Annotated in this window: 25 protein-coding genes; 13 read left to right on the forward strand and 12 right to left on the reverse strand. The window is 71.0% G+C overall.

Annotated elements, in window-relative coordinates:
• Positions 1 to 103: 103 nt before the first annotated feature.
• Both ACQPYK_RS30915 and ACQPYK_RS30920 read left to right on the forward strand, forming a co-directional pair.
• Positions 104 to 1198 (forward strand): EAL domain-containing protein, encoded by a 1095-nt coding sequence (locus ACQPYK_RS30915; RefSeq protein ID WP_433238509.1) that lies wholly within the window; start codon positions 104 to 106, stop codon positions 1196 to 1198.
• 179 nt (positions 1199 to 1377) lie between these two features.
• Complete coding sequence (locus tag ACQPYK_RS30920; RefSeq protein ID WP_433238512.1) at positions 1378 to 2220, forward strand: siderophore-interacting protein; 843 nt, start codon at positions 1378 to 1380, stop codon at positions 2218 to 2220.
• A 13-nt stretch (positions 2221 to 2233) separates the two neighbouring features.
• On the opposite strand, the gene ACQPYK_RS30925 is transcribed toward ACQPYK_RS30920, so the two are convergent.
• Genes ACQPYK_RS30925 through ACQPYK_RS30940 form a run of 4 tightly spaced genes read right to left on the reverse strand, consistent with a single transcriptional unit; the run spans position 2234 to position 5596 of the window.
• On the reverse strand, positions 2234 to 2839 hold the full coding sequence (locus ACQPYK_RS30925) for a response regulator (protein ID WP_433238514.1): 606 nt from the start codon (positions 2837 to 2839) through the stop codon (positions 2234 to 2236).
• Positions 2836 to 3981: a sensor histidine kinase gene (locus ACQPYK_RS30930; protein WP_433238517.1), complete on the reverse strand. Its 1146-nt coding sequence runs from the start codon at positions 3979 to 3981 to the stop codon at positions 2836 to 2838. Before ACQPYK_RS30930 ends, ACQPYK_RS30925 begins: the two co-directional genes overlap by 4 nt.
• A complete protein-coding gene (locus ACQPYK_RS30935) occupies positions 3978 to 4715 on the reverse strand; it encodes an ABC transporter permease (protein WP_433238520.1) in 738 nt (245 codons plus the stop codon). Before ACQPYK_RS30935 ends, ACQPYK_RS30930 begins: the two co-directional genes overlap by 4 nt.
• A complete protein-coding gene (locus tag ACQPYK_RS30940; protein WP_433238523.1) occupies positions 4712 to 5596 on the reverse strand; it encodes an ABC transporter ATP-binding protein in 885 nt (294 codons plus the stop codon). Before ACQPYK_RS30940 ends, ACQPYK_RS30935 begins: the two co-directional genes overlap by 4 nt.
• A gap of 123 nt (positions 5597 to 5719) precedes the next feature.
• Between ACQPYK_RS30940 and ACQPYK_RS30945 the strand changes: the two genes are divergently transcribed.
• Positions 5720 to 6157, forward strand: coding sequence for an ArsR/SmtB family transcription factor (locus ACQPYK_RS30945; protein WP_433258956.1), 438 nt, complete (start codon positions 5720 to 5722; stop codon positions 6155 to 6157).
• On the opposite strand, the gene ACQPYK_RS30950 is transcribed toward ACQPYK_RS30945, so the two are convergent.
• Positions 6154 to 6342, reverse strand: a complete 189-nt coding sequence (locus tag ACQPYK_RS30950) for a hypothetical protein (protein ID WP_433238526.1) — start codon at positions 6340 to 6342, stop codon at positions 6154 to 6156. The two genes, ACQPYK_RS30945 and ACQPYK_RS30950, sit on opposite strands and share 4 nt — an antisense overlap.
• Before the next feature lie 29 nt (positions 6343 to 6371).
• Positions 6372 to 6701: an ArsR/SmtB family transcription factor gene (locus tag ACQPYK_RS30955; RefSeq protein ID WP_433238529.1), complete on the reverse strand. Its 330-nt coding sequence runs from the start codon at positions 6699 to 6701 to the stop codon at positions 6372 to 6374.
• Between the two features lie 390 nt (positions 6702 to 7091).
• Between ACQPYK_RS30955 and ACQPYK_RS30960 the strand changes: the two genes are divergently transcribed.
• Positions 7092 to 7259, forward strand: coding sequence for a DUF3073 domain-containing protein (locus ACQPYK_RS30960; RefSeq protein ID WP_433238532.1), 168 nt, complete (start codon positions 7092 to 7094; stop codon positions 7257 to 7259).
• A gap of 518 nt (positions 7260 to 7777) precedes the next feature.
• On the opposite strand, the gene ACQPYK_RS30965 is transcribed toward ACQPYK_RS30960, so the two are convergent.
• Positions 7778 to 11341 carry a WD40 repeat domain-containing serine/threonine protein kinase gene (locus ACQPYK_RS30965; protein ID WP_433238535.1) on the reverse strand — a complete coding sequence of 1188 codons (3564 nt, stop codon included), beginning with the start codon at positions 11339 to 11341 and terminating at the stop codon, positions 7778 to 7780.
• A 599-nt stretch (positions 11342 to 11940) separates the two neighbouring features.
• On the opposite strand from ACQPYK_RS30965, the gene ACQPYK_RS30970 reads away from it, so the two are divergent.
• Positions 11941 to 14178 carry an Orn/Lys/Arg decarboxylase N-terminal domain-containing protein gene (locus tag ACQPYK_RS30970; RefSeq protein WP_433238537.1) on the forward strand — a complete coding sequence of 746 codons (2238 nt, stop codon included), beginning with the start codon at positions 11941 to 11943 and terminating at the stop codon, positions 14176 to 14178.
• On the opposite strand, the gene ACQPYK_RS30975 is transcribed toward ACQPYK_RS30970, so the two are convergent.
• The 3 genes from ACQPYK_RS30975 to ACQPYK_RS30985 are packed head-to-tail and all read right to left on the reverse strand — an operon-like array spanning position 14151 to position 15361.
• Positions 14151 to 14402: a hypothetical protein gene (locus ACQPYK_RS30975; RefSeq protein WP_433238540.1), complete on the reverse strand. Its 252-nt coding sequence runs from the start codon at positions 14400 to 14402 to the stop codon at positions 14151 to 14153. The two genes, ACQPYK_RS30970 and ACQPYK_RS30975, sit on opposite strands and share 28 nt — an antisense overlap.
• Positions 14403 to 14453: 51 nt before the next feature.
• Positions 14454 to 14759, reverse strand: a complete 306-nt coding sequence (locus ACQPYK_RS30980; protein WP_433238543.1) for a hypothetical protein — start codon at positions 14757 to 14759, stop codon at positions 14454 to 14456.
• Between the two features lie 8 nt (positions 14760 to 14767).
• Positions 14768 to 15361: a TetR/AcrR family transcriptional regulator gene (locus ACQPYK_RS30985; protein ID WP_433238546.1), complete on the reverse strand. Its 594-nt coding sequence runs from the start codon at positions 15359 to 15361 to the stop codon at positions 14768 to 14770.
• 68 nt (positions 15362 to 15429) lie between these two features.
• On the opposite strand from ACQPYK_RS30985, the gene ACQPYK_RS30990 reads away from it, so the two are divergent.
• Positions 15430 to 15897 carry a cupin domain-containing protein gene (locus ACQPYK_RS30990; RefSeq protein ID WP_433238549.1) on the forward strand — a complete coding sequence of 156 codons (468 nt, stop codon included), beginning with the start codon at positions 15430 to 15432 and terminating at the stop codon, positions 15895 to 15897.
• A 191-nt stretch (positions 15898 to 16088) separates the two neighbouring features.
• Here the strand turns inward: ACQPYK_RS30990 and ACQPYK_RS30995 are convergent, their stop codons facing one another.
• Positions 16089 to 17369 carry a hypothetical protein gene (locus ACQPYK_RS30995; RefSeq protein ID WP_433238552.1) on the reverse strand — a complete coding sequence of 427 codons (1281 nt, stop codon included), beginning with the start codon at positions 17367 to 17369 and terminating at the stop codon, positions 16089 to 16091.
• A 39-nt stretch (positions 17370 to 17408) separates the two neighbouring features.
• Complete coding sequence (locus tag ACQPYK_RS31000) at positions 17409 to 18902, reverse strand: ATP-binding protein (RefSeq protein WP_433238555.1); 1494 nt, start codon at positions 18900 to 18902, stop codon at positions 17409 to 17411.
• A gap of 206 nt (positions 18903 to 19108) precedes the next feature.
• Here ACQPYK_RS31000 and ACQPYK_RS31005 point away from each other — a divergent pair, with 206 nt between their 5' ends.
• The 7 genes from ACQPYK_RS31005 (at position 19109) to ACQPYK_RS31035 (ending at position 24021) form a co-directional block, all read left to right on the forward strand.
• Positions 19109 to 19465 (forward strand): VOC family protein, encoded by a 357-nt coding sequence (locus ACQPYK_RS31005; protein WP_433238558.1) that lies wholly within the window; start codon positions 19109 to 19111, stop codon positions 19463 to 19465.
• A gap of 80 nt (positions 19466 to 19545) precedes the next feature.
• Complete coding sequence (locus tag ACQPYK_RS31010) at positions 19546 to 20157, forward strand: glyoxalase (protein WP_433238561.1); 612 nt, start codon at positions 19546 to 19548, stop codon at positions 20155 to 20157.
• A 465-nt stretch (positions 20158 to 20622) separates the two neighbouring features.
• The gene (locus ACQPYK_RS31015) at positions 20623 to 21033 is read left to right on the forward strand and encodes a TOBE domain-containing protein (RefSeq protein WP_433238564.1); all 411 of its coding nucleotides are present in this window, start codon (positions 20623 to 20625) and stop codon (positions 21031 to 21033) included.
• A 10-nt stretch (positions 21034 to 21043) separates the two neighbouring features.
• Entirely contained in the window at positions 21044 to 21841 is a 798-nt protein-coding gene (modA, locus tag ACQPYK_RS31020) for a molybdate ABC transporter substrate-binding protein (RefSeq protein ID WP_433238567.1), read from the forward strand.
• Positions 21842 to 21845: 4 nt separating this feature from the next.
• On the forward strand, positions 21846 to 22694 hold the full coding sequence (modB, locus tag ACQPYK_RS31025; protein WP_433238570.1) for a molybdate ABC transporter permease subunit: 849 nt from the start codon (positions 21846 to 21848) through the stop codon (positions 22692 to 22694).
• Positions 22676 to 23722, forward strand: a complete 1047-nt coding sequence (locus ACQPYK_RS31030; protein ID WP_433238573.1) for an ABC transporter ATP-binding protein — start codon at positions 22676 to 22678, stop codon at positions 23720 to 23722. The genes modB and ACQPYK_RS31030 overlap by 19 nt, the downstream gene beginning before the upstream one ends.
• The gene (locus ACQPYK_RS31035) at positions 23719 to 24021 is read left to right on the forward strand and encodes a hypothetical protein (RefSeq protein ID WP_433238576.1); all 303 of its coding nucleotides are present in this window, start codon (positions 23719 to 23721) and stop codon (positions 24019 to 24021) included. Before ACQPYK_RS31030 ends, ACQPYK_RS31035 begins: the two co-directional genes overlap by 4 nt.
• Positions 24022 to 24042 lie beyond the last annotated feature (21 nt).

Genomic DNA, 24042 nt, shown 5'->3' on the forward strand with positions numbered 1-24042 from the left:
GGGCTCGTGGCGGGCTAGTGGCCGGCTCAACGAACAGCGAAATATCGGTGAACATCACCGAACGTGGCTTATGCCATTGCTGAGAGTGGTTCATTCTCAGTACGTGTCGAGTCGAACGCACCTCCATCCGGCCTCCGCAGCGGCCACCGTGGACATCACCCCGATCGTCGACCTCGACACGGGAGGCGTCGTCGCCCTCCAGGCGGTCGGCGACCACCGCGGCAGCGTCGCCTCCCTCGCCGCAACGCTCCTCGGCGCCGCCAGGAGCGAGCTTCTGCTGCCGCTGGTGCTCAGCCTGCCGGCGGAGGCGGTGATCGGCGGTTCGGCCGCGCTGGCGCCGCTCCACGAGGCGCTGCGCGTGTCCGGGCGGCGTCCGCGCGAGGTGATCCTCATGCTCCGGGGCGGCTTCTCCGAGGCCGAGCGCCGGGCCCTGATCACCGGGCTGGACGGGCTGCGCGCCATCGGCTACCTGATCGCGGTGGGAGACCTCGGGGCCGGTCACATCCCGATGGACCTGCTCACCGACGCGGCGCCGTACCTCGCGGTGCTCTCCCCCGAACTCATGGCGCGCATCCCCCACGACCCGCGCCGCGCGGCGCTCGCCGAGTCCCTGGCCAGGCTGGCCCGGGAGGTCGGCGCCCACGTGCTGGCCCCGGGCGTGACCGGGGAGGCGCAGCTCACCGCGGTCCGGAACTGGGGAGTACGGCTGGCGCAGGGCCCGCTGCTCGTCCCGGGCCCCTCGGGCCGGGTCCACGTGCCGCTCCCGGTCGTCACGCGGGAGCCGGCGCAGGCCCTCCTCGGTCCCCGCGTCCAGGAGTTCCTCCTGCCCGCGGTGACCCTCCCCCACGAGGCCACCGCCGAGGAGGCGGTCGGCGCCTTCGGCAGCGAGCCCTCCATCACCAGCGTGATCCTGGTCGACGAGTACCAGCGCCCGAAGGGCAGCCTCGACCGCAGCCGCTTCCTGCTGTCCATCGCCAGCCGGTTCGGCCACGCCCTGCACGGCAAGAAGCCCGCCAGGCGGCTGGCGGACACCGCCCGCACGGTCCCCAAGACCACTCCCGCCATCGCCGCCATGCAGGTCGCCGGGCGTGACGCCGAGCGCGTCTACGACGACCTGGTCGTCGTGGACGAGGTCGGCCGCTGCATGGGGATCGTCCGGGTGGCCGACCTGATCCGCCAGGTGGCTCTGCAGCGCTGAACGTGCCGGCCGGGTGGATCACACCGTCCCGGGTTCACCTCGGCCGCGTCCTTTACAAAGTAGATTTTTAGATGGCCGCCCGGCCGCGCGAAAGCGCTCGCGACCACCGGGACGGACCGTCACGATGACCGTATGCTACGACTTAGGTCTACCTAAGATGAGTTGATCGGGAGTTGCACATGGCAGAGGGCAGGCCCGTACGCAAGACGACTCGCGGCGAGGTCAAACGGGTGGAACGGCTCACCCCGCACATGATCCGGATCGTGCTCGGCGGTGACGGGCTCGCCGGGTTCGACGCGGGCGAGTTCACCGACCACTACGTCAAACTCCTGTTCCCCCCGCACGGGGTCACCTACCCGGAGCCGTTCGATCTGGAGGCGATCCAGCGCGACCTGCCCCGCGACCAGTGGCCCACCACCCGCACCTACACCGTCCGCGCCTGGGATCCGGAGACGGTCGAGCTGACCCTCGACTTCGTCTACCACGGCGACAGCGGGATCGCCGGCCCCTGGGCGGCCCGGGTGCGGCCCGGCGACGAGATCCACTTCTTCGGCCCCGGCGGCGCCTACGCCCCCGACCCGCAGGCCGGCTGGCACCTGCTGGCGGGCGACGAGAGCGCGCTGCCCGCCATCGCCGCCGCACTGGAACGCCTGCCCGCCGGAGCCCAGGCCCGCGTGCTCCTGGAGGTGGCCGGTCCGCAGGAGGAGCAGCCGCTCGACTCCCCCGCGGACGCGAAGATCGTCTGGCTGCACCGCGGTGACGCCCAGGTCGGCGAGCCGCTGGTCGCCGCCGTGCGCGAACTCGACTTCCCCGAGGGCGTCCTGCATGCCTTCGTCCACGGAGAGGCCGGCTTCGTCAAGTCGCTCCGCCGCCACCTGCGAACCGAGCGCGGCGTCCCGCTGTCGCAGCTGTCCATCTCCGGCTATTGGCGCCTGGGCCGCGACGACGAGGCATGGCGCTCCACCAAGAAGGAGTGGAACCGGCAGATCGAGGAGGAAGAGGCCGCCGCGCTCTCCTCCTGAGGCTCGCGGGGGGTCACAGCCAGCCCTGGAGCCGAGCCCGCTGGACGGCCTCGATGCGGTTGCGGGTGCAGGTCTTCTGAATGGCCGAGGACAGGTAGTTGCGCACGGTGCCCTCCGACAGGTGCAGGCGCCCGGCGATGTCGCCGACGGTGGAGCCGTCGGCCGCGGCGGCCAGCACGTCGCGCTCGCGAGGCGACAGCGGGTTGGGGCCCGCGCTGAGCGCGGCGGCCGCCAGGCCGGGATCGATGACCCGTTCCCCGTCACGCACCCGGCGGATGGCGGCGGCCAGCTCGCGGGCCGGGCTGTCCTTGACCAGAAACGCCGCCGTGCCCGCCTCCATCGCCCGCCGCAGGTAGCCGGGGCGGCCGAAGGTGGTCAGGATCATGATGTGGCAGCCGGGCAGCGCCTCGCGGATCGCCGCCCCTGCGGTGATGCCGTCGCCGCCGGGCATCTCGATGTCGAGCAGCACGACATCCGGCCGTACCTCGAGCGCTTCGGCGAGCGCCTCCTGCCCGGAGGCGGCCTCCCCCACCACCTCGATGTCGGGCTCCAGGCCCAGCAGCGAGGCCAGCGCGCCCCGGACCATCGCCTGATCCTCCACCAGCAACACCCTGATCATGTCCGCGACCCTACGGCCCGTGGAACCCTGACCCTGAGGGCGAAGCCGGTCTCGCACGGCCCTGCGGCCACCGCCCCACCTGCCGCCTCCACCCGCTCGGTCAGCCCGCTCAGCCCGCTGCCCGGCCCGTAGGCCGCCGCTCCGCGCCCGTCGTCCATGATCTCCAGGACGGTCGCCTCCTCGTCGTGGACGACCGTGATCTCGCACCGGGCCGCCCGTGCGTGCCGCAGGACGTTGGTGGCTCCCTCGCGCACCGCCCAGCCGAGCAGGCCGTCCACCGCGTCGGGCAGCGGCGTTCCCGCGAGCCGGACCGTCACCTGCGTCCCCGCCGCCTCCAGGGCGGCACGGGCGCCGTCGAGCTCCCCCGCCAGCCCGCGCTGGCGATAGCCGCTGACGGCGTCGCGCACCTCGACCAGCGCCTGCCTGGCCACCGACTCGATGTCGAGGATCTCCGTCACGGCCCGCTCGGCGCCGTTCTCGGCCAGCCTGCCGGCCAGCTCGCTCTTCAGCACGATCAGCGACAGGCTGTGGCCGAGCAGGTCGTGCAGGTCCCGGGCGATGCGCAGCCGTTCCTCGCTCGCGGCCAGCCGCGCCACCTCGTCGCGCGCCTGGTGGAGCTGAAGCATCAGCATCCGGGTGTTGCGCACGCTCATGAACAGAATGCCGAGGGTGACGACCTGGAACAGGAGCACAACGGTGCCGGCGGGGTCGTGCTGCCTCAGCAGGCCGACCAGCGCGACCACGGCGCCCATCACCAGCATGCCGAGCAGCGCCCAGGCCGGGCGCAGCGCCATGCTGTAGATGACGGTGGTGTAGATCGGCAGGGTCAACCAGCCTCCGCCGAAGAGGAACGGCAGACCGACGGCCAGCAGCGTGGCGCCGCCCATGGACCCGTAGGTCAGCGGGGTCGACTCGCCGTACTCCTTCGGAACCAGCGCGGTGGTGAGGAAGCAGGCGACGTAGGCGATCAGGCCCAGGGCCCCCCACACGGCCCGCGCGCCGGTCACCTCGCCGGTGACGATGTCCATGACCGGGAAGAACAGGTAGACCAGGCCGACGGACATCCCTGCCAGCCGCCGCCAGCGCAACGGGCGCTCCTGCGCTCCCGCCCCGCCGAAGGTGAAGATCGAATCTATTCTCATGCCCGTACGGTGGCCCGGCGGTAGGCGAGGACCGCGACCGCGCCCAGCGCGACCGCCCAGGCCCCGACGGTCAGGGCGTCCGAGATCGGCACGCCGTGCCCGGCGAGGATGCTCTGCCCCATGTCCGCGTAGTCGAAGGAGGGCATCACGTGCGCGACGGCCCTCATCGCGGCGGGCATGAGCTCTACCGGGAACCACAGACCTCCCAGGATCGCCAGCCCGAACATCCCGATCATCGCCACCGGCTGCGCGGTGTCGGGAGGCAGCAGCGATCCGACGATCAGCCCCAGGGCGGAGAACGGGACGGCCCCCACCCACATCACCAGGATCAGCCCGGCCCACCGCGCGGGGGCGAGCGAGACGCCCTGGGTGAGCACGGCGGCGGCGCAGACGAGCAGGATGGAGGGGAGCACCAGCAGCAGCGAGGTGACCAGCTTGGTCACGATGATCGTCCAGTTGGTGAGCGGGGTGATCTGCAGCTGGCGGAGCCAGCCGCTCTGACGTTCCTGCGCCCACGGCACGGCGGTGCTCATCATCGAGGCGGAGAGCGCGCCGTAGGCGCTCATCGAGACCATGAGGACGGCGTTCGCCCGGACCCCGCCGGCGCCGGTCTGGTCGCCGTAGAGGCTGGAGAACAGCAGGTAGAACGCGACGGGGAAGGCCACCACGAAGATGCCGTAACGCTTGTTGCGCAGCATCCGCAGTGCCTCGATCCTGACGTAGTCGAGCATCATGACTCCTGGGTGAGTGCGAGGAAGGCGTCTTCGAGGTCGGCGCCGGCGATCCGCAGGTCGTGGATCTCCAGCGAGGTGCCACGGTAGAGGGCGGCCACGGTGGCGTCGGGATCGGCGGTGCGCAACGTGACGGTGCCCGCCCGGACCTCCACGGCGGTGACCCCGGGCAGCGCGTCCAGCCCGGCCGAGGCCTGCCCGCCCAGCGTGAAGCGGACCGTCTGCCCGCCGGCCCCGGCCTTGATCTGCGCGGCGGTGCCGTCGGCCACGATCCGGCCCCGGGCGACCACGATGACCCGGTCGGAGTTCTCGTCGGCCTCCTCGAGGTAGTGCGTGGCGAACAGCACCGTCCGGCCCCCGGCGGCGTAGGCGCGCATGCCGTCCCAGAACCGCAGCCGCGACTCCACGTCCATGGCCGCGGTGGGCTCGTCCAGCACCAGCAGTTTGGGAGCGCCCGCGATGGCCAGGGCGAACCTGACCCGCTGGGACTGGCCGCCGGACAGCTTGCCGGCGCGCCGCTTCGCCAGGTCGGAGAGGTCGGCCATCCTCAGGATCTCGTCGAGGCCGAGTGGCCGGGGGTAGAGGCGCCGGACGAAGTCCACCACCTCCCGGACGGTGAGCTCGGGGATGAGCTCACCGCTCTGCAGCATGGCGCCGACCTCGCCCCGGGCCACCGCCTCGTCCGGAGAACGCCCGAAAACCTCGATCCGGCCCCGGGTCGGGCGCAGCAGGCCGAGCAGCATGTTGATCGAGGTGGATTTGCCGGCTCCGTTGGGGCCGAGCAGCGCGACGGTCCTGCCGGCCTCGACGGCGAGGTCCAGGCCGTCGACGGCGAGCACGTTTCCGTAGCTCTTGCTCACGTCGGTGAAGGCGATGGCGTTCATGCCGCAACGCTAGAAGCGCTCCAGCGTGGCCGTCAGTGTCCATCGTCCGGGCTTGGCAGTGACATTTGTCAGACGGTGCGGCTTCTCGGACGATACGATTGCTAAGATTAGCAATTGCAGAAGATGATGAGATCCGAGGACACCGGCACGACGGCCGTGCCGTGGCGCCGGTGGAGCCCGGCGATCCCGGCGCCGCTGCCGGCGGGAAGGGGCGCCGCGGTGAGCAGGCCGCTGTATCAGCTGAAGGCGGAGTTCTTCAAAACGCTGGGACACCCTTCGCGCATCCGGGTGCTGGAGCTGCTCAGCGAGCGCGACCACTCGGTCGCGGAGATGCTGCCGGAGGTGGGCATCGAGCCCGCGCACCTGTCACAGCAACTGGCGGTGCTGCGGCGCGCCAACCTGGTCGTGTCGCGCAAAGAGGGCTCCAGCGTGTACTACTCGCTCACCAGCCACGACATCGCCGAACTGCTGACGCTGGCGCGCTCGATCCTCACCGGCGTGCTCTCGGGACAGGCCGAGCTCCTCGAAGACCTCCGGGCCTCGGCACGGGTACGGCGCTAGCCGAGGTCAAGCGCCATGACGATGGCGAGGCCGACGATGTGGATCACCACGACGAGCACGATGAGGAAGACGAAGACGAACTTCGCGGGTCCGTGCTCGAAGTGCTTGCCGTCCTTGAGCTCGGGCCTTTGCGCCTGACGGTCGGCGATCCGCTCTTCGAGGGTCTTTCTCTTCCGCTGGGCCATGACACTTCCTGGAGTGGGGTGAGGGGCCATCAGGCCTCCGCACGCAGCTCGGCCAGCAACTCGCCCTGACCGGCCAGCAGCTCGGCCAAAATCCATCGTGTGGCGGCCATCAGCCTGGCCACGTCCGGGGTGGACAGGGCGTACACGACGGTGGCCCCCTCCCGGGTGGCGCTCACGATCCCGGCACGGCGCAACACCGCCAACTGCTGGGACAGGCTGGAGGCCTCGACGTCGATCGCGCTCAGCAGGTCCCGGACCGGCAGGGGGCCGTCCTGCAGCAGTTCGAGCACCCGGATGCGGACCGGGTGTCCGAGTGTGCGGAAGAGCTCGGCCTTGGCCTGGTACAGCGGCACCGACATGATCACGGCGCTCCACCGGCAAGCGCGGCGACGTGCCGGACGCCGGCGCCGACCTCATCGACGCGTGTCCGTAGCCCTGCCGCGAACCCGCCCATGCCCCTGCTTCCCGTAAACCGGACCAACCCCATAGCACCCGGATGGCGAGCACACAAAACCTAGGATGTGGCAAATTGCATAATTGTTCAAATCGTAAGGATCCCAGTTAGAATGACGGCGGCAGCCCGTCCCCGTACGTCGCCCGGTTGACCCGATCCAGACCAGGTCGGGGACGAACAGGGCGTCTGCAGATACGGCTACCGGCGGGCAAGGCCTGACACGCCGCGTCAGGTCGCGCCGATGCGATGGGCACAGTGACAAGAGGCCGGGTGCGGCCTGCGAGGGAGTAGACCAATGGGGCGGGGTCGCGCCAAGGCGAAGCAGACGAAGGTGGCTCGTCAGCTGAAGTACGGCAGCCACGACATCGATCTCGCGCGGTTGCGTGAGGAACTCGGCACCGGCGCCACCACCGCGCCGGACGACGAGGCCGACGCCCGCGCCGACGAGCCTGCCGACCGGTAGGCGGGCTCGGAGACAGCAGGTTTCGAGACAGCAGGTTTCGAGACAGCAGGTTTCGAGACATCAGGTTTCGAGACATCGGGTCCGGAGATGCCGGAAACCGGATCACGGCCAGGCCTTCTCCGTGTGCGGGCCGGCATCGTGCCGGTTCGCCGGGGCACGCTTCGAGAAGATCGGCCGCGTCCACCCGATGATCATCCGCGACAATGTCGGCTTCGTCCTGGGGCGGTGCCTCCGCTCTGCGGGGCACCGCCCCAGAGCTGTTTTCGGCGCGGCGGGGGAAAGCGCCCGCGTACCTGCCGGGAGCCCCTCCAGCGCACCACCGAGTAGTCCTCGGTGGCGATCGGGCCTGCCTCTACGAAGAGGAGCCGATCGCGGAGTCCGGCGCGACTCGCGGGTGGCGGGCATGCCGGGCCTGCGGCGCCGAGGCCCGGCCGGCCGGGACGGGGGGATGCCGGGTCGTCGAGGCGGACGGCGGGCCGAGCTCCGCTGAGCGCCCGAGGGGCTGCGTCCGACGCCGATCAGCAGGTGCGGCGGTAGGGAATCTCCGGAATGTGGGTCTTCCAGTCCGCCGCGGAGAGCGGGCCGAAGAGGCCGCACAGGGCGCTCTTGACCTTGCCGGGGGCGACGAGGTGGGTGCGGAGGCGGCCGGCGTCGTCAACGGCCATCAGAACCGCGCCGTCGGCCGAGAAGGCCATGGTCGTGATCTTGTCCGGGCCGACCTTGGCCTTCGGTGTCAGGAAACCGGCGAGCGGAAGGCCCAGGGCGCGTCTGTTCGGAACGTCCCACAGGCGGATCCGGCCGGTCGTGTCGGCCAGCGCGAGCAGTTTCCCGTCGGGGGCGAAGGCGACGGCGTTGCCCAGCTCCGCGCCCGGGAGCACGTCGTATCCGTGCTGGAGGGTCTGCGCGTCCCAGAACGCGACCTTGTCCTTGTCGACCACGACGACGAGCCCGTCCCGGCTGCGGGCCTTGGCGGGGCTCAGCTCGAGGTTGGGAGCGAGGACTCTCCTGCCGGTGGCGACGTCGACGACGCCCTGGTCCGGCCCGGAGAGCACGGTCCGTCCGTCGGGGCTGAAGAGGACACGCGGTTCGCCGGTGACGGACTGGTCGGGATCCACCTGGACTCCGGCGGACTTGACCCGCAGACCTCCCGAGGCCACGTCCCACAGTTCGAGCGAGGTCGAGCTGATCGTGGGGCTGGTGAGCACCGCGAGCGTCCTGCCGTCAGGCGAGAACCTGAGAGGAATCCGGTCGCTGATCGCGTGCCCGGTCTGCAGGGTGATCTTCCTGGTCGCCGAGGCGACGTCCCAGATCTCGACTTTCCCGCTGCTGCGGAAGCTGCTCGCCAGGAGCTTTCCGTCTCTCGACAACGCGAACAGCGATTCGCTGGTGCCCTTGACACCGTTGAGCGGCAGCGCTCCCCGTTTGACCCGCCTGACCGGATCCCAGATCTCCAGGTCGCGGCGGGACTCGATGGCAAGGGTCGAGCCGTCCTCGCTGAGGACCGCCGCGGGGCCGAAGAAGGAGTCGGTGAGTTTGACCGAGTCCGCGATGGGATCGAGGGACAGGACGGTGACGGTGTCCGTGGAGTAATCCGCGCAGCGCAGGGTGCGGTCTCCCGGGCCGAAGGCGGGGTTGGCACAGCCGCCGGAGTGCCTGAAGACGGGCTCGTTGCGTTCGCCCACAAGGTCCCATGACTGGTCGTGGACGCCCTCGGTGCCCCAGACGGTGCCGCCGACCGCGACGAACCTGCCGTCGTCGCTGAAGGCGATTCCGGTGTTGTCGGCGTTCTTCGGGAGCTGCCGCCAGCTCACGTCCTCCTTGTCCAGGCGGATGATCCACACGCGGTCGCCCTTGATCACGCCAAGGCGTCTGCCGTCCGGGCTGACCTCCATGCCGTTGATTCTCTCGGAATCCTTACCGAATCGCGGCAGGGGCGCCTTCGTGCCCTTGCCGACGTCCCAGTATTCGAACTCTCCGCCCCGGAGGCTGACCAGAAACCGCCCGTCAGGGGTGAAGGTCGCGGCCGTGAGCTGGTACGGGATCGTGAGAACGGGCTTGCCCGACGCGACGTCCCAGACGACCGCCTGCGTCGCCGCGAAGCTCAGGAGGCGGGTGCCCGTGGGATCGAGCATCGCGTACGGCTCGGGGATGCGGATCGTCACCGGCCGCGGCCGGCCGGTCGTCGTGTCCCAGATGCCGATGGCACCGTCCTTCCTGACCAGCGAGACGGTCTTGCCGTCCGGCGTGAGGGACAGGGGGTGACCGAGCGTGTGGTCGTCGACCGGCTCTCCGGTCAGGGTGATCGTCCGTATCACCCGGCGCGAGTCGACGTCGGCGATCCGCACCTCATGGCCGCGCGCGTACGCCATGAGATGGCGGGTGCCGTCCGCGTTCATCCGCCAGCCGCCGTCGACGCCGGATGGCCGGTAGGTGTACTGCTCCCACTGGCCGTAGAGCGTGGCCAGCGCGTTTCTGGTGGCCTGACCGTCGGGCGCCAGGGTCGCGGCGGCGACGGCGAGCCGCTTGGCGGTGGCGGGATCGACGCGCCGCATCGTGATGGCGAGGTTGGCGACCCGGTCGCCGATGGCCGTATCCCGCTGCCGGGAGATGGTCTTGTTCGTATCCGTCAGCTCGACGCCCTGGACGATCGCGATGGCCGCCGTTGCGGCGGACACGACGAGCAGGACCGCCAGGACGACGCTCAGCAGGGTCCGATAGCGCCGCCTGCGCTGCGCGGCGTGCACCGACTGGTCGAGGAACGAGCGTTCGACCAGGTTGAGGGTGAGGTGCCGGCGACTGGCCGCAACACGGGTGAGTGCCTCGTCGAGCGAGCTGCCCTGCAGCAGGTCACCGTGCTTACGGCCGTGGCTCTGCCAGCGCCGCGCGGCGTCGGCGAGCTCGTGGTGGGCGTCGAGGACCTCGCGTTCGTCGGCGACCCAGTCGCGCAGCCGCGGCCAGGCCCGCACCAGCGCCGGGGTGGCGAGTGTGAAGAAGTCGCCGTCGCGGACCACCAGCCCCGCCTCGCCCAGCCGGTCGAGGGTGTGCCAGACGCTCTGCTCGGCCGTCTCGATGTCCAGGAACTCGGTGGTGGAGACCTTGCGCAGGGTGTGCCGGGCGTCTGGCTCCGCGGCGATCATCCGCAGCAGGATGCGCGGTACGGCGGCCTGCTCGTGCGGTGCGAGCCCGGCATAGACCTGCTCGGCCACCTGCGCCAGCGACGGGGGGACCGCCGTGGCCGAAAGGGCCCCGGCGACCGCGGTGGCCTCCTCGAACGCGCCCTCGCCGCCGATCAGGCCTTTCAGCAGCTCCCACGGTGCGGGGCGCCGGGCCGGGTCGTGGGACAGCGCCCGCGCCACCAGGGACCGCAGCGGCTCCTGCAGCGCATCGAGCTCGGGCCGGTGATGAAGGATCTGCTGGATCAGCGCGGGCATGCTGTCGCCGTCGAAGGGCGGCTTGCCCGTGGCGGCGAACAGGACGACGGCGCCCCACGCCCAGATGTCGACGGCCGGTGAGGCGCGGTGGCCGCGGAACAGCTCGGGGGCCATCCAGCGCGGGGTGCCCTTCAGTTGCCCGGTCGCGCTCCGGGACATCTCCTCGGTGCGCGCGATGCCGAAGTCGATGACCCGGGGACCCTCCGGACCGATCAGGACGTTCGCCGGCTTCAGATCCCGGTGCATCACGCCGGCCTCGTGGATGGACGACAGCGCGGTGGCGATGCCGACCGCGAGACGGTAGAGGTCGTCCGGACGGTAGGGCCCGTTCTCGTCCACATGGTTTTGCAGATCAGGCCCGGGGACGTACTCGCTGACCAGGTACGGCGGAACGTGGTCGAGGTCGGCCTCGATGATCCGCGCGGTGCAGAAGGGGGCGACGCGGCTGAGCGCCGCCACCTCCTTGCGCAGCTGGTCGCGGTAGGCGTCGGTGATGAAGTCCTCGCGCAGCGCCTTGACCGCCACCCGGTCGCCCAGGCTGTCGTAGGCCTCGTAGACCACGCCCTGGCCTCCCGCACCGAGCCGTCGGGCCAGCCAGTAGGAACCGAGTTGCCGAGGGTCACTGGGCAGGAGCGGCGCAACCATAGTCATCAGATATACAAGATTGTTTGTTCGTGACGCCACCTTTGGTCAACCGTCCGTCACGATCACCGCGGACGGCATCAGTACGACGGCGGCCCGATCAGTACGACGACGGCCGGCGCGGCCACCGCCCAGGCCGGATCCTTGACCGCTGAACCCTAGCCGCGGCCCGCTTCTGGTTCGACCTGCATGGCCCTCTCCCTTCGGGGATGCCGAGTGGCGGCACCGTCTCCGGCGAGATTGCATACATACATGAATGTATGCCCTGATGCTCCACGAACGCGGCTCGGACGGCCCAGCGGTCGCCGCCCAGGACCGCAAGGGCCGCCGGCTCGGGTGAGCAGGTCGACGCCGCGTCGAGCTCTGGAAGGCGACGACCGGCTACAGAAGAGGCTCGGCCGAATGTCGTCACGAGACCCAGGGTCGCCAGAGGCCTCCCTTGCGGCCTTCGTCGAGCGGATCGGCGTTCCAGGAGGGGGCGCGGCGCCTCAGACCGGCGACCGACACGATCATTACGAAGAGTTGCCATTCGACCGCCCACTGTTACTATTGCGTGGGGCCGGCAGACCCTCCCGCCCCGTCCCCTTCCCCCGATCACGGAGTTCCGCATGGAGCGAACGGTTCTGGCCGCCGTCACCGAACGTCCCGACGCCGATTCGGCACTCGCCGAGCAGATCCGCCGCGTGTGCGCGGCGATGGACGAGCTCGGGCTCCAGGTACGCTGGACCCACCGGACCGAAGACGCCCTGGCGGTGATCGGGTCGGACGCGTCGCTGACGGCGGTGCTGGCGGCGTGGGACGCGCCGGGGGCCGAGGAGCTGCTGGGCGCGGTGGCCAGGCGGTTCCGTGGCCTGCCCGTCTTCCTGATGACGCAGGAGCAGGAGCTTCCGCTGTGGGTGTACGAGGTCATCCAGGGCTACGTCTTCCCACTGGAGGACACCCCTCAGTTCATCGCCGGGCGCATCGCCTACGCGGCCGACCAGTACGCCGAGAAGATCCTTCCGCCGTTCTTCGGCGCACTGCGGCGTCTTCAGGATCACCATCACTACTCCTGGCACACGCCGGCGCACGCCGGCGGCGTGGCGTTCCTCAAGTCGCCGGTGGGGCGGGCCTTCTTCGACTTCTACGGTGAGCGGCTGCTGCGCACCGACCTGTCCATCTCCGTCACCGAGCTGGGGTCGCCGCTCGACCACACCGGTCCGATCGGGGAGGCCGAGCGCAACGCCGCCCGCGTCTTCGGCGCCGACCGCACGTTCTTCGTGGTCAACGGCAACTCCACCGCCAACCGCGTCGTCGGTCACCACGCGATCGCCCGCGACGACACCGTCCTGGTGGACCGCAACTGCCACAAGTCGGTCCAGCACGCACTGGCCATCAGCGGCGCCCGCCCGGTCTACCTGGTGCCCGAGCGCAACGGGCTCGGGCTGGCGGGCCCGATCCCGCCCGCCACGCTGGAGGCGGACGCGGTCCGTGAGCGGGTGGCCGCTCACCCCCTTGCCGCCGGAGGGCCGACGTACGCGGTGATCACGAATTCCACGTACGACGGGGTGTGCTACGACGCGGTGCGGGTCGGTGAGCTGCTGGGCGCCAGCGTGCCGCGGCTGCACTTCGACGAGGCGTGGTTCGCCTACGCCCGGTTCAACCCGCTCTACGCCGGCCGGTACGGCATGGCGATCGACGAGCGCACGCTGCCGGGCCCGGGGCGCCCCACCGTGTTCGCCACCCAGTCGACGCACAAGCTGCTGGCCGCGCTGTCGCAGGCGGCGATGCTGCACGTCCGCCCCGCGGAGCGGGCGCCGGTCGACTACGACGCGTTCAACGAGACCTACCTCATGCACGCCTCCACATCGCCGCTCTACCCGGTGATCGCCTCGCTGGACGTCGCGGCGGCGATGATGGACGGCCCGTCGGGGCCGTTCCTCACCGGGGAGGCGATCGTCGAGGCGATCCGGTTCCGGCAGGCGATGGTGCGACTGGCCGCCCGCATCCGCGAGGACGGCCTGCGGCCCGACTGGTTCTTCGGCGTCTGGCAGCCCCCTACGGTCACCGACCCGCGCACCGGCCAGACCGTCTCGTTCGCCGACGCCAGCCCGGCGCTGCTGTGCGCCGAGCCCCGGTGCTGGACTCTGGAGGCGGGGGCCGCGTGGCACGGGTTCGACGGGATGTCGGAGGCCTACTGCCTGCTCGACCCGATCAAGGTGACGATCACCTGCCCGGGTGCCGACGCCGCCACGGGCACGCTCGACTGGGGCATCCCGGCCCGCATCGTGGCCGCCTACCTGCAGCGGCGCGGCATCGTGGTGGAGAAGACCGGCGACCACACGTTGCTGGTGCTGTTCTCCATGGGGATCACCAAGGGCAAGTGGGGCACGCTGATCGACGCGCTCACCGACTTCAAGAACGCCTACGACGACGATCTGTCCCTGGCGGAGGTGCTGCCCGGCTTCGGTCCGCCCGCGATCTCGCTGCAGAAGTTCTGCACCCTGGTCCACGAGAAACTGCGCGACTCCGGAGTGGGGAAGCTTCTCGACCAGGTCTTCACCTCCCTGCCCGAGCCGGTGTCGACTCCCGCCGACTGTTACCAGGCCATGATTCGAGCTCGCACTGAGCGCGTCTCGCTGGCCGACCTGCCGGGCCGGGTCGCCGCGGCCACGGTGGTGGTCACCCCGCCCGGGATCCCCATGCTGATGCCCGGCGAGGCGACCGGCCCGGCCGACGGCCCGCTGATGACGTATTTGCAGGCTCTGGAGGACTTCGACCGGACCTTCCCCGATTTGGCCACCGACATCCATGGCGCCCACCGTGACGACGACGGCCGCTACCGGGTGGAGGTCGTCAAGGACTGAGCTCGGCGCCCATGTGCCCTCTCGGATTCACCGGGTGGCCGGTCGGCGCCGTACGGCCGGTCGCGCCCGGCACGAACGCCGCCGTCCTCGGCCTCGCGGGCCACGAAACCCTGGCCGAGACGGCGGCCCGGGTCACCGTCCCGATCCAGTTCCTGCTGCAGCGGGACGACGAGCTGGTGCCGCGTGACTCGGGCCTCGCGCTTTTCGACGCCTTCGCCTCCCATGAATGGTGGGGTCCGGTGCGAAGGTATTCGAGCGTGTGGGGAGGTGATCGATCAGCGATGGGCCGTTGCGATGAGGCGTCGCAGTGCGGCGTGGGCGGGTGGGCCCCACGTGGCCTTGCCGCCTGGGCGGCCGCGGACGCCGGCTTCTCCGATGAGGATGCCGCTGAGGGCGCGTCCCACCGCCCATCCGCGGGCGCGGCGCAGGGTCGCGGCGTCCGGGGCCGGCTGGTAGGCGTCATGGAAACGGTCGGCGGTGCCGTCCGGCAGCAGAATCCAGGCGGCGGCGAGGTCGTCGCCGAGTCGCCAGAGCTGGTTGTCCCAGCCACGCGCGCCGAGCCGCAAAGGGCGATCGGCCATGACCGCCATCAGCCTCGCCGGACCGACGGCGCTCTGTTCTCAGCGGGGCCCATCCCCTCGAGTGCGATGTCGATGAACCGGCGCCAATCGCCGACTCCCTGGCGGCTGATGGCCGCCACGGCCCCGGTGAGCATGTAGAGGTCCGTCACCGTGGCATCGGCGCGGAGGGTGCCGTCGGCCCGGCCGCGCTCGATCAATGCCTCGCCGAAGGCGAGAAGTTCGGCGCCCGTCTCGCCGTGCGGCTCGGTGGAGCCCAGCGTCGCCTCGATGGCGCTGGACACTCCTCGGCCCTGCTCGTGCACTTCTGCGACCCGGCGCAGGAAGCAGGCCAGAGCCTGCCGAGTGTCGGGGTCGGGCAGGCACTGCTCCCGGGCGAACGCCAGGATGCCGGCGAACCGCTGCTCCGCGACCGCCTCGACCAGCGCCTGGCGGGTCGGGAAGTGGCGGTAGACGGTACCGACGCCGACGCCGGCGGCCTGCGCCACCTCCGACATCTGCACCTCGTCCCCTCGTTCGCCGAACAACTCGCAGGCCGCCTGCAGGACGCGGCCGCGGTTGCGGCCCGCGTCGGTGCGGGGCTTGCGAGCGGCCTGCTTTGACATCTCCGGTATTCCTCCGTCTAGACTTAAAAGCGGAATCGGATTCCGAATCCGCTTTGAAAGGATACCTCATGCCCGAAGACCGCTTCATCCTCCTCAAGGCCGGCGAGGCGCGGCCGGGCCGCGTAAAGGTGCCGCCCGCGTTCGCGGTCAAGGCCCGCACCACCGACACCGAAGGCAGGTTCTCCCTGCTGGAGGTCGTCGTGGCCCAGGACATCCCGCGCCACGTTCACCACAAGGCCGACGAGAGCATCTACGTGCTCGACGGAGAGCTCCTCGTCGACTTCGACGACCGGACCCACACCGTCACCAAGGGGCAGTTCGTCCTGCTGCCCCACGGCATCCCGCACGCCCTGCGCCGCGGCTCCACCCCGCCCCCGCGGGTGATCCAAATCTCCTCCCCGGGCGGCTGGGAGTGCCTCATCGAGGACCTGATCGAGGCCAGGCCAGGCATCACCACGGGCGGCGAGCTCGATCCGGTCAAGCTCAACCCCATCGCCGCCAAATACGACGTCACCTACGAGGTGCCCGGCCATTGACCCCACGGTTCGACACAAGCCGTTGGCGTCGTGTGCGTTCAGGGGCGGTTGGACCACGGCACTTCGGTACGGCTCTCCCACTGGCCGCCCTGGCCGGTGCCGGCCCACAGGGTGTAGCGGTGCCAGCCGTGGCGCAGCCGACGGGGAGAACGATGATCGCCGAGTGCGATCCGATGGATCCTGCTCGGCGACTATCGCTCCAAGCCCATCATCGGCGTCGGGGCAGGGGTCATCGGGGCGAGGCCGAGGTCGGCGAGCGCGGTCGCGCCGCGCTCGGCATGGTCGCCGCCGGCGAGCACCATGGTCCGTGCGGACTGGTAGCGGCAGCCGGCGGCGTCGAACGCATCTACCGTGGCGAGCAGCGCCTCCCGGTCACCGTCGAGCAGGGCTCCCGCTCGCTCCACAATGGCGCCGGCGACCGGGTTGCCGGCCACGACGGTCCGAGCCTCGGTCAGACGGTCGCGAGCGTCGGGGCTCCCGGCGAGCACGGCGGCTTCGGCGCGCAGCGCCACATACCAGTGAAGCCAGATCCAGGTGACCCATTGCCACACCTCGCCGGGCTCAGGCGCCATCCGCTCCAGTGCCTGCGGTGCCTGCCCACGGTGGAGCAGAAGCATCGCGTCGAAGACCGCCCCGTAGCCGTAGGTGTTCCCCGGTGAGGGGTCGAGCTGATTCAGCACCGTGCTCCATTCGCGCCAGGAGTCCTGGTCGTCGCGGAGGCCGTGGATCGTCGCCACTGCGGCCGCCGGCGGACCGAGGACGGACCTGGCGGGGCCGCCGGCCCGCTGCCACGCGTCGAGGAACCGGACGCTGCCGGTGAGTATCTCGTCGACGTTGCCCGCCAACGCGTCGGCCACAAGGAGCCAGCCCGTGGCACGATGGCCGACTTCCGCCAGCAAGGGATGATCCGCGAGTTGCCGTGCCCACCGGCGGGCACCCGGCAGGTCGCCGGTGCCGAGGCTGGCCTCGGTGACCTCGCCAAGCGCCTCGATCAGCTCGTGGGTACCGGCCGTGGTATCCGGTGTGGACGAGAGCAGCGTGATCCGGCGCCGGGCCGTGTCGGCGGCGGCGAACGTGTCACCGGCCCAGCTCTGGGCGCCGGTGAGCGTGTCGAGCGCGGCGGACTCGGCGATCGGGTCACCCGTGCGGTGAGCGAGTTCGACCGCTCGTTCGGCGTACGCGATCGTCACCGGGACCGCGTTGTCGTCTGGGCCCTGTGCGGCGCCGATCGCATCGGTGAGCGCCCGCCCGGCCTCGGCCAGCGCTACCGCTGCCTGCGCGGCAGGGTCGTCGCCGGCCAGCTCCCGCGCCTGGGTGATGAGCGCGACCGCCTCTTCCTGTGGCAGCTTGCGTACGAACTTGCTGGAGAACCTGTAGGCATCGGTGGCGGCGGTCGCCAGGTCAGCGGCGGCGCCGGCGGTGTCGCCGGACCGGCGGGCGGCGTCCGCGGCCGCGCGGTGCAGGCGGTACATGTCATCACCACGCATCCGGCAGCCGGCCACGGCCGCGGCCTACCGGAGCATCGACGCGCCGGCGGCGGGGTCGTCGGCGAGCGCGGCGGCCTGCTCATAGCGCCCCTGGGACTCGCCGATCAGGTGACGGGTGAAGGTCAGCTCCGCCAGGCACCGGGCCAGGTGGTACGCGTCCGTGCGCTGCTCCGGCTGGTCGGCCGCCCACGCCAGGGCGGCACGCAGATCGTCGGCCACCGCGTCGAACCGGGCCCGCCAGTCCGCTCGTGCCACCGCCAGCTCGGCGGCCTTGGCCAGGCACCAGCGAACGTGGCGGGATCGAGCGTCGACCAGCTCACCGGCCTCGGCCAGCCGCTCCATCCCGTACTGGCGGATGGTCTCCAACGCGCGGTACTCGGTCCCGGCCTGGGAGGCCGTCACCACCAGCAGGCTCTGTTCGGCCAGCCGGGCCAGTCCCTCGGCGACAACGCCTTCCTCGGACCCGGCTACCTCCGCCGCCGCGGCAGCGGTGAACGGCGCCACGAACACCGACGCCCGGCGCAGCAGCGCCCGGTCGTCCGGCTCCAGCAAAGCATGGCTCCAATCCAGCGCCCCCCGCACCGAACGGTGCCGCTCATCGGCACGGGAGCCGCCGGTCAGCATCCGGAGCGGGTGGGACAGGGCGGCGGTGATGCCGTCCAGCCCGAGCGTGGGATACCGGGCGGCGGCCAGCTCGATCGCCAGCGCCATTCCATCCAGCCGCTCACAGATGGAGGCGATCTGGTCGCGCAGTGCGGGATCCAGCGGCCGGCCGACCGCCGCCGCTCGCTCCATGAACAACGCGACCGCGTCCGACTCGCCATCGACGGGCAGCGACAGCGGCGGGAGCGGATACACCCGTTCGAACGGCACCATCAGCCGAGCCCTGCTGGTCGCCAGCACCCTCACCCGAGGGCACGTCGCCAGCAGCCGCTCGAGAAACAGCGCCACCCCGTTCACCACTTGCTCGCAGTTGTCCAGCACCAGCAGCGCGTGACGGTCGGCCAGCGCGGCGACCACGGTCTCGGTCATGTCGCGGCCGGGCTGCTCACCGAGGCCGAGCGCCCCGGCGACCGCAGTGGCGATCATGCCAGGATCGGTGACCGGGACCAGGTCGACGAACCACACCCCGTCGGAGTGCTCGCCGGCTGCTTCCGCGCCCACCGCCAACGCGAGCCGGGTCTTGCCCACTCCGCCGGGACCGAGCGCGGTCACCTGACGATGTGCCTTGATCATCTCGATCAGCTCGGCCCGCTCGCTCACCCGGCCGATGAACGAGGTCAGCGGGGCCGGCAGAACCGCTGCCGGATGCGACGGGCCTGTGCCGGCCGGCTCGGGCGCACGCTGGGCGAGCGCCCGCCGATCCGGCACCTCCAGCTTGCGCAGCAGCGAGGAGACGTGACTCTCCACGGTACGCACCGAGATGCACAGTCGTGCCGCGATCTCGGCGTTGCTGAGATGGGCTCCGACCAGTTCCAGCACCTCGGCTTCCCGAGGCGAGATATCCACTCCTGTCACCACTGTCACAGTTTGCCGTATCCCCTCCGCGTTCTCATCCGCAGTGGCCACCATCCGCGATCCGTGCGCGATCCGTGCCGTCGATCCGTGCCGTCGATCCGTGGTCGGGTTCCGTGGTCGCCACGGATGCGGACCGGCCGGGCCGGGAGACAAGCTGTGGATACGCAAACAGCGGGTCGACATGACCCACGACCATAGGAGTGACCATGACCGGCTCTTCCCCCCAGGGAATCAAGACCGTGCTGCATCCCGTGTCGGACCTGGCCAAGGCCAAGGCGGTGTACGCGGCCCTGCTCGGTATCCCGCCGCAGACCGACTCGTCCTTCTACGTCGGCTTCGAGGCCGAGGGCCAGCACATCGGGCTGGTGCCGGGCGGTGGGCCGCAGGGCATGACCTCGCCGGTGGCCTACTGGCACGTGACCGACATCGAGGCGAAGCTGGCCGAGGTGATCGCCGCGGGGGCCACCGTGAAGGAGGCCGCGCACGAGATCGGTGGCGGCCGCCTGGTCGCCACCGTCATCGACCCCGACGGCAACGTCCTCGGCCTCCTGCAGGACCACTGAGCGCCGACCCGCCACTGCCATATCCGCGGCATAGCGGCCGCCGACAAGACGACGAACCCATCTCGCTCAAAGGACCTGCCATGACCTCCTTCGAATCCGTCACCCTGGAAGTTCTCGACCCCACGGCCGCAGGCGCCTTCTACGAAGCCTTTGGTTTGGGCTCATACGTGAACGTACGCGCCTCGGATGCGCCGACGACCGGCTTCTGCGGGTTCGCGCTGTCCCTCGTGGTGTCCCAGCCGGGCAACGTCGACGCCTTGATCGCCGCCGCCCTCGACGCCGGCGCCACGACGCTGAAGCCGGCCACGAAGGGGTTCTGGGGCTACGGCGGCGTCGTACGCGCCCCGGACGGAACGATCTGCAAGCTCGCGACCTCGAACAAGAAGGACACCGGCCCTGCCGCCCGGCACATCGACCAGGTCGCGCTCCTGTTGGGAGTGGCGGACGTCAAGGCGAGCAAGCGGTTCTACGTCGACCGCGGCCTGGCCGTGGCGAAGAGCTTCGGCGGCAAGTACGTCGAGTTCGACACCCCGTCGTCGGCCGTCACGCTGGCGCTCTACCCGCGCCGCGCCCTCGCCAAGGACATCGGCGTCTCCCAGGAGGGCACCGGATCACACCGGATCGTGATCGGCAGCGATGCCGGGCTCTTCACCGACCCCGACGGGTTCGTATGGGAGACCGCATCCGTCTGAGGCAGGCGGCCGGCTCGCGTACTCTTCGGCCTCAGCGCGGCAGCGGCCCCTTCTCCTCCGCGTTCATCGCCGATCGACGAAAGTCGATCGGAACGGGAGGGTGGAAGCCCTCAGGCGATCCGCTCACCGATCCCATCGCGGCCACCGGCGCGGTGCGCGACTTCCGCCGCACCGCATCCCGCGCCCTGGACTATGGTGGCGGAGTTTCGGGGTGGTGTCTCCGCCGGCGCAGCCGTAGCCGTAGCCGTCCGAGAAGTGACCTGGTTCTGCGGCGCTCATCCCTGCCGCGAGCGGCGATCATGGTCGATGGCAGAGCGGCGACGACACGTCGGAGCCGCCGGCGGGCACGAGCGCCAGGAACGCTCTGTGGAATCTCAGTTGCGACGTGAAATCAGTGGATCACTTGGTGACTGCCATGGGCCCTGCCTCTATCGGCCTGAATATGCGAAGGTATGGTGATTGTTCGTGACGACGTTTCGGATCAGCGAGGCGGCCGCGCTGCTCGGGGTCAGCCCCGACACCGTCCGCCGGTGGATCGACGCCGGCCGGCTCGCGGCCCGCCGGGACGAGCACGGCCACCGGATGGTGGCGGGTGCGAACCTGGCGGCGTTCGCGCGTTCCCAGATCGAATCCGAGAACGGCTCGGGGCACTCTTCGGCGCGCAATCGCTTTCGCGGGATCGTGACCGAGGTCATCAAGGACGCGGTGATGGCTCAGGTGGAGATCGCCGCCGGGCCGTACCGGGTGGTGTCGCTGATGAGCCGCCAGGCCGCCGACGAGCTGGGCCTGGAGGTGGGGGTGATGGCGGTCGCCGTGATCAAGTCCACCAACGTCGTCGTGGAGATCCCCGATCACACTCGCACGGTGAACCAGTAAGGAGCCCCTGTTGGTCAGGCGTCTTTCCCGATGGGCCGTCACGGTCCCCCTCGCCCTCACACTGGCCGCCGGTCTGTCCGGCTGCGGCTCCAGCGATCCGGCCGCCCCCGCGGCCTCCGCCCCCGCCGGCGATGGGGCCACAACGTTGACGGTGTTCGCCGCCGCGTCGCTGACCGGCACGTTCACCGAGCTGGGCAAGACCTTTGAGACCGCCCATCCGGGCACGTCGGTGAAGTTCAACTTCGGCTCCAGCGCCACGCTGGCCCAGCAGATCGTCCAGGGCGCCCCCGCGGACGTGTTCGCCGCCGCCAGCCCGGCCACGATGAAGACCGTCACCGACGCCTCCCTGGCCACCGGCCCCGCCACGTTCGTGCGCAACAAGCTGCAGATCGCCGTGCCGACCGACAACCCTGCCAAGGTGGATGAGCTGAAGGACCTGGCCGGCCCGAAGGTCAAGGTCGCCCTGTGCGCCCCCCAGGTCCCCTGCGGCGCGGCGGCGGCCAAGGCGCTGGAGGCCGCCGGGCTGAAGGTCACCCCCGTCACGCTGGAACAGGACGTCAAGGCCACGCTGACCAAGGTCGAGCTCGGCGAGGTCGACGCCGCGCTGGTCTACAAGACCGACGTGCTGGCCGCCGCGGACAAGGTGAAGGGCATCGCATTCCCGGAGGCGGACAAGGCGATCAACGATTACCCGATCGCGTCCCTGTCCAAGGCGCCCGCGCCGGAGCTGGCCAAGCAGTTCGTCGGCCTGGTCGTCTCCCCGGAGGGCACGGCCGTGCTGACCAAGGCCGGCTTCGAAGCTCCCTGATCGCATGACACCGTCCGTGATATCGGCCGACCGGGACCGCGCTCAGCGTGATCCCGGCTCGGCGGGCGGTGTGACGGGCCGCCCGCCCTGGCTGCTGGTGGTGCCCGCCGTGGCCGGCGTGGCGTTCCTGGTGCTGCCGCTGACCGGGCTGCTGGTGCGCGCCCCCTGGTCCACCCTGGCCGTACGGCTGGCCGAGCCGCAGGTGCTCCAGGCTCTGCGGCTGTCACTGGTGACCGCGACCCTGGCCACGTTGGTGTGCCTGCTGCTCGGCGTGCCGCTGGCCTGGCTGCTGGCCCGCGTCTCCTTCCCCGGCCGGCGCCTGGTGCGCGCCCTGATCACCGTTCCGCTGGTGCTGCCTCCCGTGGTGGGCGGCGTCGCACTGCTGCTCGTGCTGGGACGGCGCGGCCTGATCGGCCAGTGGCTGGACACCGCCTTCGGCCTCACCCTGCCGTTCAGCACCGCCGGAGTCGTGGTCGCCGAGGCGTTCGTCGCCATGCCGTTCCTCGTCATCAGCGTCGAAGGCGCGCTGCGCGCCGCCGACCTGCGTTTCGAGGAGGCCGCCGCCACCCTGGGCGCCTCCCGCTGGATCATCTTCCGCCGCGTCACCCTGCCGCTGGTCGCTCCGGGCATCGCGGCCGGCGCCGTGTTGTGCTGGGCCCGGGCGCTGGGCGAGTTCGGCGCCACCATCACCTTCGCCGGCAACTTCCCCGGCCAGACCCAGACCATGCCGCTGGCGGTCTACCTCGCTCTGGAGACCGAGCCGGAGGCGGCCATCGTGCTCAGCCTCGTCCTGCTGGCCGTCTCCGTCGTCATCCTGGCCAGCCTGCGCGACAGATGGGCGGGCAACCCGTGACCCTGCACGCTCACCTCGTCGTCGAACGTCCCCGCTTCCGCCTGGACATCGACCTCGCCGTCACCTCCGGCCAGGTCGTCGCGCTGCTCGGTCCCAACGGCGCGGGAAAGACCACCGCGCTGCGCGCTCTGGCCGGACTCGCCGCCCTGGACGGCGGCCACATCACCCTGGACGGCCACCCGCTGCACACCGTCGCGGCCGAGCGCCGCCCGGTCGGCATGGTCTTCCAGGACTACCTGCTCTTCCCGCACCTGTCGGCCCTGGACAACGTGGCCTTCGGCCCCCGCTGTCACGGTGCCTCCAGGTCCGAGGCGCGCCGTACGGCCGCCGCGTGGCTGCAGCGCGTCGGCCTGGCCGAGCACGCGGCCGCCAAGCCCCGGCAGCTGTCGGGCGGCCAGGCCCAGCGGGTCGCCCTGGCCCGCGCCCTGGCCGCGGCGCCGCGTTTGCTGCTGCTGGACGAGCCGCTGGCCGCCCTCGACGCCCACACCCGGCTGGAGGTCCGTTCCCGGCTCCGTCGCCATCTGGCCGACTTCGACGGCGCCACCGTTCTGGTCACCCACGACCCGCTGGACGCGATGGTGCTGGCCGACCGACTGGTCGTCATCGAAAACGGCTCCGTCGTCCAGCAGGGCGCCCCGGCCGAGGTGGCCCGTCGCCCGCGCACCGACTACGTCGCCCGTCTGGTCGGCCTCAACCTCTACCGCGGCACCGCCACCGGCCAGCACGTCATGGTCGGCGACGTGCGCTTCAGCGTCGCCGACCACCTCGACGGACCCGCGTTCGTCGCGTTCGCTCCCAGCGCGGTCGCCCTGTACCGCACCCGGCCGGACGGCACCCCGCGCAACCTGTGGCAGGCCGGCATCGAAGGTGTCGAGCGCCACGGAGACAACGTCCGCATCCACCTGCAGGGGCCGATCATCGCTTCGGCCGACGTCACCCCGGCCGCCGTCGCCGAGCTCGACCTGACCCCCGGCCGACGGGTATGGGCCGCGGTCAAGGCCACCGAGACCCACGCCTACCCCGCATGAACCGCCCGGCCCCCAACGCGATCTGCCTGGGCGGCCCCTGCCATGGCATGCTCACGCACATCGACCAGGACATCGGCACCGTCACCGTACCCGTCCCGCGCCGTTCACCCGAAGAGCCCGAAACCGGGGCCCGTTACCGGATCACCCGCGAACGCGTGCACCATCCCTGCTGTGCCGCGCCGTTCATCGCCCTGCACTGGGCCGATCCGCCTGCCCCGGCGTGCCGGTGCGAGAGCTGGCCGGGCGGCCTGGACGATCGGCCGGCCGCCCGCGGGTGCGCCCACGCGCGGCCGGAGTGACCGAGGCCCGCGGGTCTGGCG

Origin of the sequence: Streptosporangium sp. CA-135522 (genome assembly GCF_050949235.1) — a bacterium.
GTDB lineage: Bacteria > Actinomycetota > Actinomycetes > Streptosporangiales > Streptosporangiaceae > Streptosporangium.